This is a genomic window from Salipiger aestuarii, from assembly GCF_003259905.1.
Classification (GTDB): Bacteria; Pseudomonadota; Alphaproteobacteria; order Rhodobacterales; family Rhodobacteraceae; genus Salipiger; species Salipiger aestuarii.
On sequence record NZ_QLMG01000005.1, the window covers coordinates 116511 to 135169 of the forward strand.

17 protein-coding genes are annotated in these 18659 nt (G+C 67.2%); 6 read left to right on the top strand and 11 right to left on the bottom strand.

Annotated features, from left to right (window positions below):
* Positions 1 to 150 precede the first annotated feature (150 nt).
* The 4 genes from ATI53_RS04760 (at position 151) to ATI53_RS04775 (ending at position 3995) form a co-directional block, all read left to right on the top strand.
* Positions 151 to 474, top strand: a complete 324-nt coding sequence (locus ATI53_RS04760) for a 2Fe-2S iron-sulfur cluster-binding protein (RefSeq protein ID WP_009505181.1) — start codon at positions 151 to 153, stop codon at positions 472 to 474.
* Positions 475 to 533: 59 nt separating this feature from the next.
* Positions 534 to 1208 carry a VCBS repeat-containing protein gene (locus ATI53_RS04765; RefSeq protein WP_111549829.1) on the top strand — a complete coding sequence of 225 codons (675 nt, stop codon included), beginning with the start codon at positions 534 to 536 and terminating at the stop codon, positions 1206 to 1208.
* A 79-nt stretch (positions 1209 to 1287) separates the two neighbouring features.
* On the top strand, positions 1288 to 2109 hold the full coding sequence (locus ATI53_RS04770) for a TIGR00282 family metallophosphoesterase (RefSeq protein ID WP_009505179.1): 822 nt from the start codon (positions 1288 to 1290) through the stop codon (positions 2107 to 2109).
* Positions 2110 to 2210: 101 nt separating this feature from the next.
* Positions 2211 to 3995 (top strand): SLC13 family permease, encoded by a 1785-nt coding sequence (locus ATI53_RS04775; protein ID WP_034452846.1) that lies wholly within the window; start codon positions 2211 to 2213, stop codon positions 3993 to 3995.
* A gap of 27 nt (positions 3996 to 4022) precedes the next feature.
* Here ATI53_RS04775 and ATI53_RS04780 read toward each other — a convergent pair whose 3' ends face one another.
* Positions 4023 to 4772: a glutamine amidotransferase gene (locus tag ATI53_RS04780; protein ID WP_009505177.1), complete on the bottom strand. Its 750-nt coding sequence runs from the start codon at positions 4770 to 4772 to the stop codon at positions 4023 to 4025.
* 82 nt (positions 4773 to 4854) lie between these two features.
* On the opposite strand from ATI53_RS04780, the gene ATI53_RS04785 reads away from it, so the two are divergent.
* Entirely contained in the window at positions 4855 to 6087 is a 1233-nt protein-coding gene (locus ATI53_RS04785; protein ID WP_034452844.1) for a putative DNA modification/repair radical SAM protein, read from the top strand.
* Positions 6087 to 7508, top strand: coding sequence for a UdgX family uracil-DNA binding protein (locus ATI53_RS04790; protein ID WP_111549830.1), 1422 nt, complete (start codon positions 6087 to 6089; stop codon positions 7506 to 7508). Before ATI53_RS04785 ends, ATI53_RS04790 begins: the two co-directional genes overlap by 1 nt.
* A gap of 116 nt (positions 7509 to 7624) precedes the next feature.
* Here the strand turns inward: ATI53_RS04790 and ATI53_RS04795 are convergent, their stop codons facing one another.
* The 10 genes from ATI53_RS04795 to ATI53_RS04840 form a co-directional block, all read right to left on the bottom strand.
* The gene (locus ATI53_RS04795; protein WP_111549831.1) at positions 7625 to 8743 is read right to left on the bottom strand and encodes a DNA polymerase III subunit delta'; all 1119 of its coding nucleotides are present in this window, start codon (positions 8741 to 8743) and stop codon (positions 7625 to 7627) included.
* Positions 8740 to 9366 carry a dTMP kinase gene (tmk, locus tag ATI53_RS04800; protein ID WP_009505173.1) on the bottom strand — a complete coding sequence of 209 codons (627 nt, stop codon included), beginning with the start codon at positions 9364 to 9366 and terminating at the stop codon, positions 8740 to 8742. The genes ATI53_RS04795 and tmk overlap by 4 nt, the downstream gene beginning before the upstream one ends.
* Complete coding sequence (locus ATI53_RS04805) at positions 9363 to 10550, bottom strand: D-alanyl-D-alanine carboxypeptidase family protein (protein ID WP_009505172.1); 1188 nt, start codon at positions 10548 to 10550, stop codon at positions 9363 to 9365. The genes tmk and ATI53_RS04805 overlap by 4 nt, the downstream gene beginning before the upstream one ends.
* A 50-nt stretch (positions 10551 to 10600) precedes the next feature.
* Entirely contained in the window at positions 10601 to 11503 is a 903-nt protein-coding gene (locus tag ATI53_RS04810) for an SPOR domain-containing protein (RefSeq protein WP_111549832.1), read from the bottom strand.
* Positions 11504 to 12508: 1005 nt separating this feature from the next.
* Positions 12509 to 13936, bottom strand: a complete 1428-nt coding sequence (locus tag ATI53_RS04815; protein ID WP_009505170.1) for an alkaline phosphatase family protein — start codon at positions 13934 to 13936, stop codon at positions 12509 to 12511.
* Positions 13933 to 14856: a sugar phosphate isomerase/epimerase family protein gene (locus ATI53_RS04820; RefSeq protein ID WP_111549833.1), complete on the bottom strand. Its 924-nt coding sequence runs from the start codon at positions 14854 to 14856 to the stop codon at positions 13933 to 13935. Before ATI53_RS04820 ends, ATI53_RS04815 begins: the two co-directional genes overlap by 4 nt.
* A gap of 3 nt (positions 14857 to 14859) precedes the next feature.
* Positions 14860 to 15747: an ABC transporter permease gene (locus tag ATI53_RS04825; RefSeq protein ID WP_111549834.1), complete on the bottom strand. Its 888-nt coding sequence runs from the start codon at positions 15745 to 15747 to the stop codon at positions 14860 to 14862.
* Positions 15744 to 16676 carry an ABC transporter permease gene (locus ATI53_RS04830; protein ID WP_009505167.1) on the bottom strand — a complete coding sequence of 311 codons (933 nt, stop codon included), beginning with the start codon at positions 16674 to 16676 and terminating at the stop codon, positions 15744 to 15746. Before ATI53_RS04830 ends, ATI53_RS04825 begins: the two co-directional genes overlap by 4 nt.
* Complete coding sequence (locus ATI53_RS04835) at positions 16676 to 17635, bottom strand: ABC transporter ATP-binding protein (protein WP_009505166.1); 960 nt, start codon at positions 17633 to 17635, stop codon at positions 16676 to 16678. Before ATI53_RS04835 ends, ATI53_RS04830 begins: the two co-directional genes overlap by 1 nt.
* Positions 17632 to 18621, bottom strand: coding sequence for an ABC transporter ATP-binding protein (locus ATI53_RS04840; protein WP_009505165.1), 990 nt, complete (start codon positions 18619 to 18621; stop codon positions 17632 to 17634). The genes ATI53_RS04835 and ATI53_RS04840 overlap by 4 nt, the downstream gene beginning before the upstream one ends.
* Positions 18622 to 18659 lie beyond the last annotated feature (38 nt).

The window sequence follows — 18659 nt, forward strand, 5'->3', positions numbered from 1 at the left end:
GGTTTGGCGCCGGGGGGGAAGCGGTCGGATCATGGGCGGCAGGCGGCGGGAAACGGGGGAAATATGCGCGGCGGGGCGGCGGGGGCTGGCGCCGGACGGCGCGGCTGACTAGGACTCTGCGCAGAACCGCTAGAAGGAGACGATCCAGCCATGGCCAAGATCACCTATATCGAGCATGACGGCACCGAACACGTTGTCGACGTGGCCACGGGGATGACCGTGATGGAAGGTGCGCGCGACAACGACATTCCCGGTATCGACGCCGATTGCGGCGGGGCCTGCGCCTGTTCGACCTGTCATGTGTATGTGCATCCCGACTGGGTCGACAAGCTGCCCGCCAAGGACGACATGGAAGTGGACATGCTGGATTTCGCCTATGAACCGGACGCCGTACGGTCGCGCCTGACCTGCCAGGTCAAGGTGACGGATGCGCTGGACGGCCTGGTCGTGCAAATGCCCGAGAAACAGATCTGAACCGGGCGCCGCGCCTGCCGTTTCGCGGGTGGGCCGGGCTTGCCCGCGGCGCGTGGCTGATGTCGGGCCTGTGGCTGGCGGGGGCTGCCGCGGCGCAGACCGTCGTTTCGGCCAGCTATGACGAGCCGGTCTCGCGCTACGATCATGGCGTTCTTGGGGATGCGATCGAATGGGGCACGTTGCGGCTGGGCCTCACGGACGGGCGTATGATTGCCGTGCGGCTTTCCAAGACGCGGGTGTTCGAAGACTTGGCCCCCCGTCTGGTCGATCTGGGTGATCGGGTGGCGGCGATGGTGGTCGAGACGGATGTGTCGCTTGGGGCGAGGGTGGCGCTGTACGGGCCGGACGGGTTGATCGCGGCGGGTCCATTCATCGGTCGGCGGCATCGCTGGCTGGCGCCTGTGGGGGCGGCGGATCTAGACGGCGACGGGCGGATCGAGGTCGCCTATGTCGACCGCCCGCACCTGGCGCGCGTGCTGAGGGTCTTGCGCTATGTGCCGGGCCAGTCTGCGTTGCAGCCGGTTGCGGACGCGTCGGGGTTTGCCAATCATCGCATCGGCCGGGACCGGATTGCGGGCGGGCTGCGCGACTGCGGCGCCGGCCCCGAGATGGTGCTGCCCGACGGCGACTGGGAACATGTGATGGCGGTTCGACTGGTTCAGGAGTCGCTGACGGTTGCCACGCTCGGGCCTTATGACGCGGGGGCGCTGGACCGCGCCCTGCGTTGCCAATGACCGGGCCGATCGTGATACCGGGCGTAACGGGTGAAGTTGGGTCTTTGCTTTCCGCGCGCGCCGGACTAGTCAGAACACCATGAGATTGCTGTTTCTTGGGGATGTGATGGGCCGCGCGGGGCGCGCCGCCATCACGGAGAACCTGCCGCGCCTTCGGACCGACTGGCGCCTGGACTTTGTCGTGGTGAACGGCGAAAATGCGTCGAACGGGATGGGGCTGACGGGCGAGCATGCGCGCGGCATTCTGGATGCGGGCGCCGATGTGGTGACGCTGGGCGATCACGCGTTCGACCAGAAGGACATGCTGGGCTTTGTCGAGAGCGAGCCTCGGGTCATCCGTCCGCTGAACTTTGCCAAGCAGGCGCCGGGACGCGGGGCGGGGCTGTTCGCCGACCGGCGGGGGCGCAAGGTTCTGGTGACCCAGGTGCTGGGGCAGGTGTTCATGAAACGGCCCTTCGCGGACCCGTTTTCGGCGATGGACGAGGTGCTGCGCCGTCACCCGCTGGGCGGGCAGGCGCAGGCGATCCTGGTGGATGTGCATTGCGAGGCGACGTCGGAAAAGATGGCGATGGGGCACTTTTGCGACGGGCGTGCCAGCATGGTGGTGGGCACGCATACCCATGTGCCGACGGGCGACGCGCAGGTGTTGCCCAGGGGCACCGGGTTTCTGTCTGATGCGGGCATGTGCGGCGACTACGACAGCGTCATCGGCATGGACAAGACCGAGCCGCTACGCCGGTTCGTCACCGGCATGAGCAAGGGGCGGTTTCAGCCGGCCCAGGGCGAGGCCACGCTGTGCGGGCTGTTCGTGGAAACCGACGACAAGACCGGCAAGGCGGTTCAGGTCAGGATGGTGCGCCAGGGCGGACGCCTGGAACCCTGTGGGCCCACAGCCGTTTAAGGGCGGCCCGGCGGCGGCGCCACGAAGTACGAAGCGCGCTTGCGCCGGGGCCTTCGGGTCGCCAGAATGCGGCGGGTTGATCAGGGATGGGCCAGACCTTCATGCAGTTCATAGAGCTCGGCCAGACCACTCAGGCCTGGGTGACGATTGCCACTGTGGTGGCAATGTTCGTTCTTTTCGTGCGCGAACAATATCCGACCGAGGTGGTGGCCATCGGTGGTGTCGCGGTGCTGCTTGCACTGGGGGTCTTGCCTTATGACGCGGCACTGAGCGTGCTGTCGAACCCGGCTCCCTGGACCATCACCGCGATGTTCATCGTGATGGGGGCGATGGTGCGCACGGGCGCGCTGGATGCCTTTGCCACCTTTGCGCAGACGCAGGTGGCGCGCCGGCCACGCCGCGGCGTGGCGGTGATCATGCTGGTGGTGATCGTGGCCTCGGCCTTCATGAACAACACGCCGGTGGTGGTGATGATGCTGCCGCTCTTCGTGCAGATTTCGCATTCCCTGGGGGTGCAGCCGTCGAAGCTGCTGATCCCGCTGAGTTACGCGGCGATCCTTGGGGGCACCACGACGCTGATCGGCACCTCGACCAACCTGCTGGTCGACGGGGTGGCGCGCAGCGCGGGGCTGGCGCCGTTCGGGATTTTCGAGGTGACGCCGCTGGCGCTGATCCTTGCGGCCTGGGGCATGCTGTATCTTGTGCTGGCGGGGCGGTTCCTGCTGCCCGAGCGGGTGTCGATGGCGGGGATGCTGTCGGATCGCTCGCGTATGAAGTTCTTTACCGAGGCGGTCATCCCCCCCGAAAGCAACCTTGTCGGGCGCGAGGTGCTTGGGGTGCAGCTGTTCAAACGCGAAGGCGTGCGGCTGGTGGACGTGGTGCGGGGCGACCATTCTCTGCGCCGCGAACTTCAGGACGTGACGCTTGAGGTCGGTGACCGCGTGGTGCTGCGTACCCAGATGACCGAACTGCTGAGCCTTCAGCGCAACAAGTCGCTGAAACGGGTGGATCAGATATCGGCCACGGAAACCACCACGGTCGAGGTGCTGATCACTCCGGGCTGCAAGATGGTGGGGCGGTCGCTGGGGGCGCTGCGGTTGCGGCGGCGCTACGGCGTCTATCCGCTGGCGGTGCACCGGCGCAACCAGAACATCGGGCGCAAGCTGGACGATCTGGTCGTTCGGGTGGGCGACACGCTGCTGCTGGAAGGCGCCCCCGAAGACGTCAAGCGCCTGGCCGAAGAGATGGAGCTGGTCGACGTGTCGCACCCGTCGGCGCGCGCGTTCCGGCGCGGTCATGCGCCCGTGGCGATCGGCGCGATGGCGGGGATCGTGATCCTTGCCGCGCTTGGGGTGGCGCCGATCCTGGCGCTGTCGGTGATCGCGGTGGCGGTGGTGCTGCTGGCCCGCTGCATCGACGCGGACGAGGCGTTTTCCTTTGTCGAGGGCCAGCTTCTGGCGCTGATCTTTGCCATGCTCGCCATCGGCGCCGCGCTGGAAAGTTCGGGCGCGGTGGAACTGATCGTGGGCGCGGTGGCGCCGGTGCTGGAAACGCTGCCGGGGCCGTTGCTGATCTGGGCCGTGTTCCTGCTGACTTCGGTGCTGACCGAGGCGGTCAGCAACAATGCCGTCGCCGTGGTGGTGACGCCCATCGCGATCAGCCTTGCGCTGGAACTGGGGATCGACCCGCGCCCGTTGGTGGTGGCGGTGATGGTCGCCGCCTCGTGCAGCTTTGCCACGCCCATCGGTTACCAGACCAACACGCTGGTTTACGGGCCGGGGGGGTACCGGTTTTCCGATTTCCTGAAGGTGGGCGTGCCGCTCAATCTCAGCGTCGGGGTACTGGCGTCGCTGCTGATCCCGCTGATCTGGCCCCTGACGCCGTGAGGGTGCGCAGGGGGCAAAGAATTTTATCTAAAATTCTTGGTCCTGGCTGAACCGGCGCACGAAGTTCCGCAGGATGCGCGCCGGCCAGCGCACGTCTGCCGCGCGGCACATGGCGATGAGCGCCTCCGCTTCTTCGGGGGGGAAATAGCCCTTGTGGCGGTAGATGCGAATGCGGGTTTCAAAGCCCGCCGCGTCGGCTTCGGGATGAAACTGGGTGGCGTAGACATGCGCGCCGTGGCGCACCATCTGAAACGGGCAGGCGCTGCCGCGCACCAGATGCACCATGCCTGGCGCCAGATCTTCCAGGGCTTCCTTGTGGCCGACAAAAGCGTCGAACCTGTCCGGCAGCCCGTCCAGCAGCGGATCGCGCGCGCCGTCGCGCGTGACCACGCAATGCGCGGCGCCGACCGGCTCGCCATAGCGCCCCTTGGCCACCCGCGCGCCCAGATGCGCGCCCAGGATGCCGATGCCGTAACAGCAGCCCAGAAACGGCACGTCCTGCGCGGTGATGCGTGGCATCAGCGACAGGCAGGCGGATTCGATCCGCGCCTCGACGGCGGATTTCTGCGCCGCGCTGTCCGACACGCAGCCGGGGCCTCCGCCCACGATCACGCCGGCGTAATCGCACGGGTCCAGCGACGGCGGCAGGTCTTCGCGATCCAGCTGGATGCGATGCACCTGCGCGGGGGACAGCCCGCCCTTGCCGAGAAAGGCGGCGAATTCATCGTCGCCGGCATCGGTTTCAGGACGCAGTTGCAGGATCAGGAAGCGGCTCATGCACGAGGCTTTACCCGGCGAAACCGATCAAGAAAAGAGGAAGGGGCTTGTTCGTGGTCGCTATGGAACATATCATGAACAAATGGCAAAGATGACCCTGGACCAGAAACTGGCGATCCTGTCGGATGCGGCGAAATACGATGCGTCCTGCGCGTCAAGCGGCGGGCAACGGCGCAATTCGCGCGATGGCGGCGGGCTGGGGTCGACGACCGGATCGGGGATTTGCCACGCCTATGCGCCGGACGGCCGGTGCATCAGCCTTCTCAAGATCCTGATGACCAATTTCTGCATCTATGACTGCGCCTATTGCGTGAACCGGGTCAGCAGCAACGTACAGCGCGCCCGCTTTACCCCCGAAGAGGCGGTCGAGCTGACGCTGGAATTTTACCGGCGCAACTATATCGAGGGGCTGTTCCTGTCGTCGGGGATCATCCGCAGCCCGGACGAGACCATGGGCGACATGGTGCGAATCGCGCGGTCCCTGCGGCTGGATCATCACTTTCGCGGCTACATCCACCTCAAGACCATTCCCGACGCCGATCCGAAGCTGATCGAAGAGGCGGGGCTGCACGCGGACCGCCTGTCGATCAACGTGGAACTGCCGACCGACGCATCGGTGGCGCGCTACGCGCCCGAGAAAAAGCCAGCGCAGATCCGCAAGGCCATGGCGGACGTGCGGCTGAAACGCGAGGAACGCAAGGATCGCAGCCACAGCGGCAAGCGTCCGCCACGCTTTGCGCCAGCGGGGCAATCGACGCAGATGATCGTCGGCGCGGACGGGGCGAGCGATACGCAGATCCTGACCACCTCGACACGGCTCTATTCCGGTTACGGGCTGCGGCGGGTGTATTATTCGGCGTTTTCGCCGATTCCCGACAGCACCGCCGCGCTGCCGCTGATCCGCCCGCCCTTGATGCGCGAACACCGGCTGTATCAGGCGGACTGGCTGCTGCGCTTTTACGGCTTTGAACTGGATGAGATCGCCGGGGCGGCGCCGGACGGCAACCTTGATCTGGAGGTTGACCCGAAGCTGGCCTGGGCGCTGGCCAATCGTCACCGTTTTCCGGTCGATGTGAACCGGGCGGATCGTGAAGGGCTGCTGCGCATTCCGGGTGTTGGCACGAAAAGCGTCGGGCGCATTCTGACGACGCGCCGCCATCGCGGTCTGCGGTATGAGGATCTGCGCCGCATGGGGGTGAACCTGAAACAGGCGCGGGCCTTCCTGACGGCGCTGGACTGGCGTCCGCGCGGGCTTGACTCGCAGGATCTGCGGTCGCGGTTCGCGCCGCCGCCCGAGCAGTTGCAGCTGATCTGATGCACCGGGTCAGCCTGCCCGAAATCGGCACCTTCGATGCCTGGCGCAGCCAGGCGCGCGCGCTGCTGGGCGCGGGCGTGCCGCCCGAACAGGTGTTGTGGGCGCGTGGACAGGCCGAGGCGGATCTGTTCGCGCGGGATCTGCCGATGCCCGTGGGCGCAGCCGCCACCGTGCCCAGGGGCTTTGTCGATCTGGCACGGCGCGTCGTCTGGCACCGCGATCCGGAACGGTTCGCCCGGCTTTACGCGCTGCTTTGGGCGCTGGGGCGCAATCGGCGGCTGCTGGAAGATCAGGGCGACGCGCGGGTGGATCGCCTGCGCAAGATGGCCAAGGAGGTCAGCCGCGACCGACACAAGATGACCGCTTTTGTGCGGTTTCGCGATATCGGCACGCCAGAGACGAACCGCCGGCGTTTCGCGGCGTGGTTCGAGCCCTCGCACTACATCATGGAGCCGGTCGCGCCGTTCTTCGCCGGGCGGTTCGGGGATATGGACTGGTCGATCTTTACCCCCGATCTGACGGCGCATTTCGAAGGCGGTGCGCTGCGCTTCGCCCCGGCCGCGCCGCGCCCGGATCTGCCCGACGATGCGACCGAGGATCTGTGGCGTACCTATTTCCAGAATATTTTCAACCCCGCCCGGCTGAAGATAAAGGCGATGCAGGCCGAGATGCCGCGCAAATACTGGCACAACCTGCCCGAGGCCCGGCTGATCCCGCAGATGATCGCAGGCGCGCAGGCCCGTGCGCAGGCCATGGCCGAGGCGGCGCCCACGCTGGCGCCCGTACGCGCAAAGCGCATCCTTGGCCGGGCGGAAATGGACATGCCGGTGACGGGCGATGATCCGCTGCAGGGGCTAGGCGAATGCCGCCGCTGCCCGCTGTGGGATGGCGCCACGCAGGCGGTGCCCGGCGAAGGGCCAATGGACGCGCCGCTGATGATTGTGGGTGAACAGCCGGGAGACCGCGAAGACCTGGAGGGGCGCCCCTTTGTCGGACCGGCGGGGCAGATGTTCGACGCCGTTGCCGCGCGGGCGAGGCTCGACCGGGCGCGGGCCTATGTCACCAATGCGGTCAAGCATTTCAAGTTCACCCCGCGCGGCAAGCGCCGGATTCACCAGGCGGCGAACGCGGGCGAGATCTCGCATTGTCGGTGGTGGTTGGATGTCGAACGCGCGCGGGTGGCGCCCAAGCTGATCCTTGCCATGGGCGGAACCGCAGCAGAAAGCCTGACGGGCAGCCGCGCGGCGCTGCGACAGAGGCGAGGTGCGATAGAGCGGCTGGGCGATGGGACGCCGGTGCTGGTGACGTGGCATCCGTCGTATCTGTTGCGATTGCCCCAGGCCGGCCGCGCGGTTGCCGAGGCGGAGTTCTTGTCGGATCTTCGGCAGGTGGTCGGGATGCTGCGCGGGATGGAACCTTGACGGAAACCGCGATGAGGGAGGCACCGGCAGAGGGGGCGCTGCCCCCGCCCTGCGGGCCCCCCGGAGTTTAACGGGCAAGTTGAAGCCGGGGCGCGGCGCTATTGGCCGGCGGAGGGTCAGTCGGTACGGGATATTTGCAGGATGAGGTCGAGAACCAGCGCGGCGGGGTCGACATTGACGGCGCGGGCGTGGCGGGCGCGGTCTCCGGCCTGCTGGGCCAGTTCGGCCCAGTGCAGCCCGCTTTGCGGCGTGGGGGCAAGGCGGGAAAGGATCGCGGATTCGTTCGGCGCGGCTTCGGGTGCGGGGGCGTGACCGGTGACGCCGGTGCGGGCGAGGCGGGCCATCAGCGTGTCGATCAGCGTCAGGGCGAGATCGAGGCGTGCCTCGTTTGCTTTTCCGGCGGTGCTTTCGCCGAGCGCGATGGCGCGGGCGCGGTCAAGGCGGGGGGCGGTGCCAAGCAGTGAAACGATATCGGCGTAAAGCCGCAGCCCGTCGTGGTTCAGCAGGCGCATGGCCGCACCGACCGAGCCGGAAGAGAGCGCGGCCAGGGCATGTGCATCGGCGGGGTTTACCTCGGCGCCGGCCTGACCCAGCGCGCGGGCCATGTCATCCGGGCCAAGCGGGGCGAGGCGCAGTTCGCGGCAGCGCGACCGGATGGTGGGCAGCAACCGCGAGGGTTGATGGGCGACCATGAGCAGGGTGGTGCGCGCGGGGGGTTCTTCGAGCAGTTTGAGGATGGCGTTGGCTGCGCTTGTGTTCAGCTCGTCCATCGCATCGACGATGACCACGCGGCGGCCGCCTTCGGCGGAGCTGAGCGAGAAGTAGCCTTTGAGCCTGCGCACCTCATCGACGGTTAACTGGGTCTTGAGCCGTTTGGCCTTGTCGTCCCAGGACCGGCGCAGCAGGAACAGCCCCGGTTCGGACAACGCCAGCACGCGTCGTGCCACCGGGTGATCGGTGGCGATGTCCAGCGTTTCAGGGGGGGGCGGGGCGCCGAACAGGCCGTCGGCGTCGGGCGCGGGCGTTGCCAGGAGGAATCGTGCGATGCGCCAGGCCAGGGTCGCCTTGCCAAGCCCCTTGGGGCCGCTCAGCAGCCAGCCGTGGTGCAGCCTGCCCGAGTTGTAGGCGGCGAGAAAGCTGGTCTCGGCGGTGTCCTGGCCGAAAAGGCGCGTGGTTTCACGGGGATGCGGCGCGCCGTCCACCTGGTCGGGCTGGGGGATGTCGGTGTCGGTCATAGGTGTTCGGCGAGCGTTGTGTCGATGTCGTGCGCGACGGACAGCAGCGGATGCGCGCCGTCGATGACGCGCATGCGGTCGGGGTAGTCGCGGGCCAGCGCAAGGAAGCCCGCGCGCATGCGTTCCTGAAGCGGCAGGCCGAAATCCTCGAACCGTTCCTCGGCCGTGGCGCGGGCCTTGGCGCGGGCGAGTGCGGCCTGTGGGTCCATGTCGATCAGCAGCGTCAGATCCGGTTCGACGCCGATCATCAGGGCGTGCAGCGTGTCGACCGCGGCGCGAAGGTTGCCGCGCGACAGGCCCTGATACATCCGCGTGCTGTCGGCGAAGCGGTCGCAGATCACGATGGCGCCCCGGTCGAGCGCCGGGCGGATGGTGCGTTCCAGATGGTCACGGCGCGCGGCGGTAAACAGCAGCAGTTCGGTTTCCGCCGACCAGCGATCGGGATCGCCCCGCAGCACCAGCGCGCGAATTTCCTCGGCACCGGGCGAACCGCCGGGCTCGCGGGTCAGCACCACGTCGCGACCCGCCCCGCGCAGGCGCTCGGCGAGCAGGCGCGCCTGGGTGGATTTTCCAGAGCCGTCAATGCCTTCGAAGCTGATGAACAGCCCGGGCCGCGTTGTCACATCGCCTCTCCGGTCCCGGACGCGCCGCCTTCCTGAAGGCGTTTGAAAAGCACCTGGCTGACGGTCATCATGCGTTTGCCAAAGCCGCCGCTGGCGACTTCCCGGGCGGCGAACAGCGGCACGCGATGTTCCGGCAGGCCCTCTGGTCGGATAATCAGTTCGGCCAGTTGCTGCCCGGCGGCGATCGGCGCCTTGAGCGGGCCGGTATAGACCACCTCGGCGTCAAGGGTGGTTCCGGGGGTGACGGGAACCAGCAGGGTAACGTCTTTTCTGGCCACCAGCGCGACGCTGTCTTCGGATCCCAGCCAGACGTCGGCGCGGGCGATTTCGGTGTCGGCCTCAGCCAGGGTGCGCTCGGCGAACTGGCGGAAGGCCCAGTTGACGATAGCCTCGCTTTGCTCGGCGCGGGCGCGTTCGCTGTCCATGCCGGTGATCGCAAAGATCACCCGTCGGTCGCCCTGCTTGGCAGACCCGACAAGCCCGTACCCCGCTTCGGCGGTGTGCCCGGTCTTGAGCCCGTCAGCCCCGATATCAAGTCGCAACAACGGGTTGCGGTTGTTGACGTTGGACGGCGCGCGCCCGTCGAAAGCAAACTGCCGTTCGGCGAAAATCGGATAGAACTGGGGAAAATCGTCGATGATGTGGCTGGCAAGCAAGGACAGGTCGCGCATCGACATGCGCTGGTTCGGGTCGGGCCAGCCGCTGGCATTGGCGAATTGCGACCCCGTCATCCCCATCTGCTGGGCGCGCCGCGTCATCAGATCGGCAAAGCCCGCCTCGGAGCCATCCGGGCTGAGCGCCTCGGCGATCACCGCGCAGGCGTCGTTGCCCGACAGCACGATGATGCCGCGCAGCAGGTCTTCGACTGCGGGGCGGTCCTGCGTGTTCAGGAACATGGTCGAGCCGCCGTAGGACATGGCATGTTCGCTGACGGGCAGGCGTTCGTCCAGTTGCAGCCGGCCGTCGCGGATCGCCTCGAAGGCCATGTACAGCGTCATCAGTTTCGACATCGACGCGGGCGGCAGCGATTCATCGGCGTTCTTGGCCATCAGGACCGTGCCGGTGGTATGATCCAGCACAAAGGCGGCGCGGGCCGACGTGTCGAATGCGCTGGCCTGGCCCCCGACAATTGCGACCACAGAGGCGGCGGCAAAGAGTCTGCGAAGCGGGCGGGAAAGGAGCATCGGTCTTATCCTCGTCCTGTGGTCAGCCGGGCATGGGTGGCCCGGCCTCGTCAGTTGCTTACGGCATAGGCGTCGGTGAAGCCAGCCGCCTTGATTTTCGCCAGCAGATCGGCGCGTTCCGACGTGCTTTGGGCCGGGCCGACGATGACCCGCCAGAAGGTCTTGCCCGAACTGGATTGCTTGCGCACCGTCGGAACCATGCCTTGCTGACGCATGGCGGTGGCGGTGTTTTCGGCGTTCTGCTCGACGCTGAAGATGCCGATCTGCAAATAGGGTTTATCCAGTTTCGACGCGGGCTTCGGCGCGGGGGCGGCCGGTTTCGGCGCAGGTGCCGGGGTGGCAGCGACCGCGGGGGGCGCCGCGTCGATGGCCGCGGCCGCGGCACCAGCCACCGGGTCAAGCGTGGTTGCGGTGACCTCGGACGCCTTGGGCACCGAGGCCATCTCATCGACCGGGGCGTTTTCGGGGGCCGCTTCGGGGGCCAGTTCGACGGTCTCGCGGCGCAGCGCGATCACGTCAAGGTTGGTCGGGCTGCCCGCCAGCATCTCAAGTGCTGCCGCCGCATCGGAAGAGACTTGCAGCCGGGGCCCGGGCGACTGCCGTTCGCGCCGGAACAACGCCCCGATCACGAACTGGCCGTTCTTCTGGTTGCGGATGATGACCCGCTCGGGGTCCGTGACGTCGGGATGCGCGACCCAGACACCGCCAAGCGACGGGCGCCCGTCCCAAAGACCGGCTTCGGTGGCATGAAAGATCTCGGGCGCCTCGATGTCCCGCTCCGCGGTGCCCCCCGAGCGTGAGGCGACGTCATCCACGCCGCCCGCGACGTCGGCCTTGGGCTGCATGAAGCCAGGCATCTGCATGTCGTCACAGGCCCCCAGAATTGTCACACCCGCCAGAAACCATGCGGTTCGACGCCCTGCGCGCCGCCGAATGGAGAAAACCTTGCCCATGTTCCGTCCCCTGCCTGTCTTGCGGGTCTTCATGCCCTGTTCGCTGCCGGTATCGGCTGGCCCCGGCGCCGGTTTGGTCTGCCGCGTGATTGCGTTTCGTCACAAAGGTTGTGCCGCGAGCATTCCGGATCGCTGCGGCAGACATATCCTGCGGCGTTGCCGCGAAGAGTAGCGGTTCGTCCGGCGCATGGAAAGGCCGCTTTGCAGCGATGCCCATGAAAACTCCGGTCGAGCCACGGCGCCGGGGATCGCTGCAAGCCGTCACGTCGGGCAGGTCCTGATGTTCGACAGGATCAGGGTCGATCATCCGGCATGAGATTGCGAGGCGCGCATGATTTCAATCCCCGCCCCAACGAGCGCGCGATGGGACGCGCGGCAGGGGCCGAACGCGGATTGAACAAAGCAGCGGTTGTGCTGGCGCCACCGGGCCCGGTTTGTCGAGATGCTTCTGGTCCGCGCATCCACGGTGCCTTGCGCCGGTGATCGCGACACGCTTGTGCCGGGGTTTCACCGCCACAGGGGCTTCCGGATCAATGGCCCGAGCCGATCCCGGCACGGGTGTCCATCGCCGAAGCCCGCAAGGGTGCGCGCCTCGAACAGGCGAAGGCGAACCTTGCCCGTCAAGGGCCGATCGCGCTGGGTCGGTACCGGCATCCTTATCGGTCGAGGCGGGTTGGAAGGCGATGTATCCGCACCCCGCACATGGACAGGCAACACCGCAGCGCCCGTGCCGGGCCCTTGTCATGCGGCGAAAGCAGGTCCATGCGCCAGACAACAGCGCGCGGCAGGTCGGCATGAACGGGAGGCGCACGCGTGCTTTCTTTATCGCCCGAACGCGCCGTCAGTTCCCTCCGCATCCGCTGTGCCGGCGCGCGGCGCTTCAGTACTGCGCCCGGCACGGCCCCCGCAAACCGTCACCGGCATCGCATCCGTCACGGTGGGTGAACCGGGGCGCGGCCATACCGGGCATCGGCCGCCCGCGTTCGACAAAGCCCATGATGGCGCTTACACGAGATGGTCGATGTAAATTCTGGGACCGACGCGGGTACGATACAGGGTGAATGAACCGGCGCCGCCGCGTCCTTGCGTCGCCAGATGTTCGACATCGTGCTTTTCTTGTTGCCAGAGCGGCAAGTCCCGGCCCTGACACTCCAGATCCAGCCCAAGCATAGCCGCAAGCGTTGGCGCCACGTCGACCAGCGCCGTGGGCGCCTCCTCGACGCCGCGCCGTCCACCGGGGACGTCCCAGATCATGACCGTCGACATCTCTTGCCTGTTCAGCCCGCCGTGCATCCCGCCCCCGAGCGGTACACCGCCGGTAAAGGCACGCCGACCGGGCAGGCCATAGGGATCCGCGCCCTCATCCGCGCGCATCACATAGAACAGATCGGGGCGGTGGGCGTGGGTGTGATGCAGCAGGTCCATCGGCACTGTGCCCGGCAGCGCATCGCGCGCAATGACCGCTCCGACCGAGGGCTGGTCCAGCAGCCAGTCCACGACCGCGGGCAGCAGGCCCGGATCGGCGGTCAGGTTGCGCAATTCCCCTGCCGCGCCGTTGGTCATCGCCAAAGTTGTCGTGTCCGTCGGTCGGGTCGCGGCGGCAAAGCCGGCGGCGTTGAGCTTTGCCATCAAATCCACTTCTTCGACGGTCGAGATCTGGCCGTGGTCGGACAGGGCGACGATGGCGGTGGTTTCGGCGAATGGCCCGCCGCGAACGTGATCGAGGATGTCGGCGAATGCGGCATCGGCAGCGGCCATGGCGACACGACTGCCCTGTGATCCGATCTCGCGGTAATGAAAGCTGGTGTCGGGTTCGGGCAGCCAGACAACCGACACATCGGCGGCGGCATCGCCGGCCAGCGCGAGCGCGCGCAGAACCCGGCCCGCATAGGCGACAGCATCGACCTTGGGGATATCCGCGCCGGGCAGGGGGCCGCAGGCGCGCACCGCGCGGGCGATGGCGTCGGGCGTCTGTGTCGCCTCTTCGCCATGGACAGACACGGTCCAGTGTCCGTTGGCGACTACATCGTGATTGACCAGAAACGCCGATCCGGCGGATCCGCCATGCACCGTTGCCATGCGTTTGCCCTTGCGCGCCAGCGCCTGCCCCAGAGAATCCACGGCGACCACATGACCCAGCTTCTTGCGCATCAGCTTCAGATGGCCGACGTCCGACGTGTCGATCTGGGCGCCTTGCAGCACGTTCGGCAGGTGAAAGCCGTTGCTGACGATGCCGTGCCGTCCGGGCCAGCTGCCGGTGGCCAGGCTGGTGGTGCAGACCCGCGTCAGCGATGGAAACACAGACCGGGCGTTGCGAAACCACAGCCCGCCATCGCGAAAGCCGGCGAGGGTGGGCATGGCGCCATCGACCATGTCGGGGCGCAACCCGTCAAAGAGCACGATGACGACCTTGTCGATGCGTGGGAGGCTCATGGGTGGGCTCCATTCACGGCGGCGGCAAAGGTCCGTGCGTCGGCAAGGGTGCGCGTCTCGGCGTGGCCAAGGAAATTGCGCTTGATCTCGATCACCAGGCGGGTGCTCTGGCGCAGGGGCAGGCGGGTGGCGAGCGTTTCGAAATCGACCGCGCCATATCCGCCGGGGGCGTGCATGTCGCCGACACCGAAGAAGTGCCGCTCGCCTTCATGGGTACAGGGAAAGGTCGACGGCACCCCGGTGGAATCCGAGAAATGGATATGGCCCACATGGGGCGCGAGCGCCTCGCAGGCGTCGATCATGTCGAACCCCCAGAAATCCGCGCCCTGCCGGGCATGGCTGATGTCCAGGCAGGCCACGACCGCATCATGGTTCAGGCGGGCCAGCTGATGCGCCAGCAGGCGCGGGTCCAGCGAATAGGACGTCTCTTCGCCCGCGATGACGCGGCGATTGGGCGAGATGTTCTCGCAAGCGATCTTAAGGCCCAGCGTGGCGGCGCGGTCCGCGACGGGGCCAAGCCGGTCCAGTTCGAATTGCAACAGCTCTGCCTGCCGGTTCACATGGTCCTTGGGGTGGCAGCGGCCGGGGTGGATCACCACGACCCTTGCACCGATCTCGGACGCCAGATCCATCGACGCCAACGCGGCCCGTTGCATCAGGTCGGCGTGATCCTCGTCCATCAGGTTGATGGCGATCGGCGCATGCATGGAATAGGCCAGCGCGTGGCGGGCCATGATCGCGCGCAGCTGCGCCACGCGGTCGCCGATCAGGCGGCAGGAGACAACGGCGTCCAGACCCGTCGCCGTGATCTCGGCCCCGGTGCAGCCGATCTGCTCCATATGCGCAAGGCGCGCGGCCAGCCGGTCCAGATCGCTGTCGGCCCCGGTGTTGAAGCCGGTGGCGATGATGCGGTCGGTCATGTGTCAGGTCTCCAGTGAGGGGTCGAGCCGGGCGCGCAGCCAGTCGCCAAGGATCGACATGCTGAGTGTCGTCAGAAAGATCGTGAAGCCGGGGATCACCGCCAGCCACCAGGCGCTGATCAGATAATCGCGCCCTTCGCCCAGCATCTGGCCCAGCGAGGTCATCGGCGGGCGAATGCCAAGCCCCAGAAACGACAGCGATGTCTCGAACAGGATGGTCGAGGGAAAGTTGATGGTCAGCTGCACCAGCAGCGGACCCGCGATGTTGGGCAGGATGTGGCGCGTGTAGATCCACGCCGGTGTCGCGCCCAGCCCGCGCACCGCCTGGGCATAGCCCTGTTCGCGCGCCGACAGCACAAGGCCGCGGGTGATGCGCGCGTAGGTCTCCCAGCCGTAAAGCCCCATGATCAGGATAAAGATCACCATGGAATTGCCCATGAAGGCGAGCACGGCGAGGGCCACGATGAACCACGGCATGGCGGCCTGAAAATCGACCAGCGCCATGATGATCTCGTCCCGGAACCCGCCTTTGTGGGCGGCCAGAAACCCCAGCGCGATGCCCATTGCGGCACCCAGCACCGTGCCCAGCAACGACAGCAGCATCGAGGTTTGCGCCGCCACAAGCAGCCGCGAAAGCAGATCCCGCCCCAGCGTGTCTGTGCCCAGCGGATGCGCCCAGCTCGCCCCGTCCAGCGGTTGCGGCGGTGTCATCCGGTTCAGCAGGTCGACATGGTCGAAGGCATGGGGCTGGATCACCTGCGCGAAACACATCACGCACAGCATCAGCGCCATGAAACCCACCGCCAGCGTGACGGCTGCGGGCGTGCGGGCCAGCAGGGCCAGCGGTTTCCAGCGGGCAGCGGTTTTCAGGTCCTGGTCAAGCGTGCTCATGCCGTCCGGGCCCCCGCGCCGACGCGCACCCGAGGGTCAAGCCAGCCATAGAGGAAATCGACGAACATGTTGGCGGCGATCATGGTGATCGCGAGCAGGATCATGATGCATTGCACCACCGCCAGATCCCGGGTGGCCACGGCGGTGGTCAGCAGCCGCCCGATGCCGGGCCAGGCAAAGACGGTTTCCGTGACCACGGCCCAGCCCAGCAACTGACCGATCTGGAACCCCAGGATCGTCACCACCGGCACGGCGGCATTGGGCAAGGCGTGCGATATGACCCGCCGCGCCGGACCTGCGCCGGTGGATCGCGCGGTGCGCATATAGGGTTTGGCCAGCACGTCGATCATCGACGACCGCGTGTAGCGCGCGATCTGCGCGGCAAAGCCGGTGCCCAGCGTAAAGGCCGGCATGATCAGGTGCCACCATGTGTCCGACCCCGACGATGGCAGCCAGCGCAGTTGCAGCGAAAAGATCAGGATCAGCAGGATGCCCAGAAAAAAGTTCGGCATGGAAAAACCGAAGACCGCAAGCCCCATCACCACGCGATCAATCCAGCTGTCGCGATAAAGCGCCGCAAGGATCCCCAGGGGGATGCCAAGCACCAGCGCGATGCTCAGCGCGGTCCAGCCGAGCAATGCGGTCTTTGGCACCCGGTCCCGGACCAGTTGAAAGGCGTCCATGTTGTTGCGGAACGAGATGCCGAAATCGCCCTGCATCAGGCCGGCGACATAGCGCAGGTACTGATCCCAGATCGGCCGGTCCAGTCCCCAGAGGGCGCGGTAGAAACTGCGCGTTGCCGCGTCGGTGTCATCCGGCAAAAGGATCATCGTGGGATCGCCCGACAGGCGCAGCACGAAGAAAACGAAGGTGACGACAAGCCAAAGCGTCACAAAGGCCCGCAGGCTCTTGATCGCGAACCAGCGCATCAGGCGATCTCCTCTATCCGGTGACAGGCGGCGTGGTGGCGGGCCGCGAATTCGCGCAAGACGGGCGGCTCGGCGCGGCAGCGGTGCACGGCAAACGGGCAGCGCGGATGGAACCGGCAACCCGGCGGCGGGGCAGCCGGGTTGGGCGGATCGCCGATGCGGGGGACCGCGCCGCCACGACACCCGGGGTCGGGCACCGGCACCGCATCAAGCAGCGCGCGGGTATAGGGGTGCAGGGCGCCGGTGCGAAAGGCGGCGGTTGGTCCCTCCTCGACAACGCGGCCGAGGTACATCACCGCGATCCGGTCGGCGACATGGCGCACCACGGCGACATCGTGGCTGACGAACAGATAGGCCAGACCGCGCGCCGCCTGCAAATCCCGGATCAGGTTGACGATCTGCGCCTGGATCGACACATCCAGCGCCGATACCGGCTCGTCCAGCACCAGAAGATCGGGGTCCAGCGCCAGCGCACGGGCGATCACCACGCGTTGCAACTGTCCGCCGGACATCTCGTGCGGATAGCGCGCCGCCATCGCCGGCGGCAGACCCACATCGGACAGCGCCCGTGCCGCGCGCTCTGGGGCGCGTTTGTGGATGCGCAGCGCCTCTTCGACCTGCGCCCGGACCGGCAGGCGCGGGTCCAGCGCCCCCGCAGCGTTCTGATGGACCAGTTGCATCCGTATCCGCATCCGGCGCCAGTCGTCGGTGTCCGCGCGGGGCAGGGGGGCGCCGTCGAACAGGATCTCTCCGGCATCGGCCTGGGCCAGACCCAGCACCAGCCGCGACAGGGTGGATTTTCCGCAGCCGGATTCACCGACGACCCCCAGCGTCTCGCCTGGCTTGATATGCAGGGTCACACCATCGACCGCATTGAACCGCGCCGAGGGGCGAAACAGCCCCGCGCGCCCCGTGGCATAGGATTTGCGCAGTCCGGTGGCACGCAGCAGGGCGGTCATGAGTATTCCTTTTGCATGGCGGGAACCGCGGGTCTGACGCGCGGGCCGGGGTGATGGCAGGCCAGCCCACGCACCGTGTCGGGCACCGTGCTGGTGCAGATGGCCGAGGCGCGGACGCAGCGTGGGGCAAACGCGCAGCCCGCCGGCAGCGCGTCGATCGGGGGCACGGTGCCGTCGATCGAGGCCAGGCGCGCGCTGGCGCCCATCGCATCGGGCAGCGCGGCCAGCAGGCCTTGGGTGTAGGGATGGCGCGGATTGGCGAACAGGCTGTCCGTCGACGCCCTTTCAACGATCCGGCCGGCATACATGACGGCGACGCTGTCGGCATGCTGCGCGACAAGGCCCAGGTCATGGGTTACGAACAGCACGCCCATGCCGAGTGCGCGGCGCAGATCGGCAATCAGCTCAAGGATCTGGGCCTGAAGCGTCACGTCCAGCGCGGTTGTTGCCTCGTCCGCGATCAGCAGCTTCGGATTGCCGGCAATCGCCAGCGCGATCATCGCGCGCTGGTTCATGCCGCCGGAAAACTGATGCGGGAATTCGCGGGCGCGCCGTTCGGGGTCGGGTAGGCCGACGCGGCCCAGCAGGCGCACCGCCTCTTGCTGTGCTGCATGACGGGTCGCGCCGCCGCGCATCCGGACGGCCTGGGCCACCTGCCAGCCGATGGACCGAACGGGGTTGAGCCCGCCGGTCGCATCCTGGAACACGCTGGCCATCTTGCGGCGGCGCAGATCGCGGGCATCCCGCGGCGAAAGGGTGCCAAGATCGGTCCCGTCCAGCACCAATGTGCCCGACGCGATCGCGGCGCGGTTCGGTAACAGACCGGCCAGTGCCAGGCAGGTCATCGACTTGCCGCAGCCGGATTCACCGACCAGCGCCAGCGTCTCACCCGCCTTCAGCGACAGCGACACGCCGCGCACCGGATGGACCGCAGTGCGGCGGGGACGGTCGATGGTGACGGTGACGTCGTTGACGGATAGTACCATGAAGGGGCTCGCTGAGATGAGAAAGCCCCGGCGCAGGA

Bases quoted from the DNA above. Each gene is read 5' to 3' on its own strand.
- ATI53_RS04760 (WP_009505181.1), top strand. From the start codon at position 151: ATGGCCAAGATCACCTATATCGAGCATGACGGCACCGAACACGTTGTC.
- ATI53_RS04765 (WP_111549829.1), top strand. From the start codon at position 534: ATGTCGGGCCTGTGGCTGGCGGGGGCTGCCGCGGCGCAGACCGTCGTT.
- ATI53_RS04770 (WP_009505179.1), top strand. From the start codon at position 1,288: ATGAGATTGCTGTTTCTTGGGGATGTGATGGGCCGCGCGGGGCGCGCC.
- ATI53_RS04775 (WP_034452846.1), top strand. From the start codon at position 2,211: ATGCAGTTCATAGAGCTCGGCCAGACCACTCAGGCCTGGGTGACGATT.
- ATI53_RS04780 (WP_009505177.1), bottom strand. From the start codon at position 4,772: ATGAGCCGCTTCCTGATCCTGCAACTGCGTCCTGAAACCGATGCCGGC.
- ATI53_RS04785 (WP_034452844.1), top strand. From the start codon at position 4,855: ATGGCAAAGATGACCCTGGACCAGAAACTGGCGATCCTGTCGGATGCG.
- ATI53_RS04790 (WP_111549830.1), top strand. From the start codon at position 6,087: ATGCACCGGGTCAGCCTGCCCGAAATCGGCACCTTCGATGCCTGGCGC.
- ATI53_RS04795 (WP_111549831.1), bottom strand. From the start codon at position 8,743: ATGACCGACACCGACATCCCCCAGCCCGACCAGGTGGACGGCGCGCCG.
- ATI53_RS04805 (WP_009505172.1), bottom strand. From the start codon at position 10,550: ATGCTCCTTTCCCGCCCGCTTCGCAGACTCTTTGCCGCCGCCTCTGTG.
- ATI53_RS04810 (WP_111549832.1), bottom strand. From the start codon at position 11,503: ATGGGCAAGGTTTTCTCCATTCGGCGGCGCGCAGGGCGTCGAACCGCA.
- ATI53_RS04815 (WP_009505170.1), bottom strand. From the start codon at position 13,936: ATGAGCCTCCCACGCATCGACAAGGTCGTCATCGTGCTCTTTGACGGG.
- ATI53_RS04820 (WP_111549833.1), bottom strand. From the start codon at position 14,856: ATGACCGACCGCATCATCGCCACCGGCTTCAACACCGGGGCCGACAGC.
- ATI53_RS04825 (WP_111549834.1), bottom strand. From the start codon at position 15,747: ATGAGCACGCTTGACCAGGACCTGAAAACCGCTGCCCGCTGGAAACCG.
- ATI53_RS04830 (WP_009505167.1), bottom strand. From the start codon at position 16,676: ATGCGCTGGTTCGCGATCAAGAGCCTGCGGGCCTTTGTGACGCTTTGG.
- ATI53_RS04835 (WP_009505166.1), bottom strand. From the start codon at position 17,635: ATGACCGCCCTGCTGCGTGCCACCGGACTGCGCAAATCCTATGCCACG.
- ATI53_RS04840 (WP_009505165.1), bottom strand. From the start codon at position 18,621: ATGGTACTATCCGTCAACGACGTCACCGTCACCATCGACCGTCCCCGC.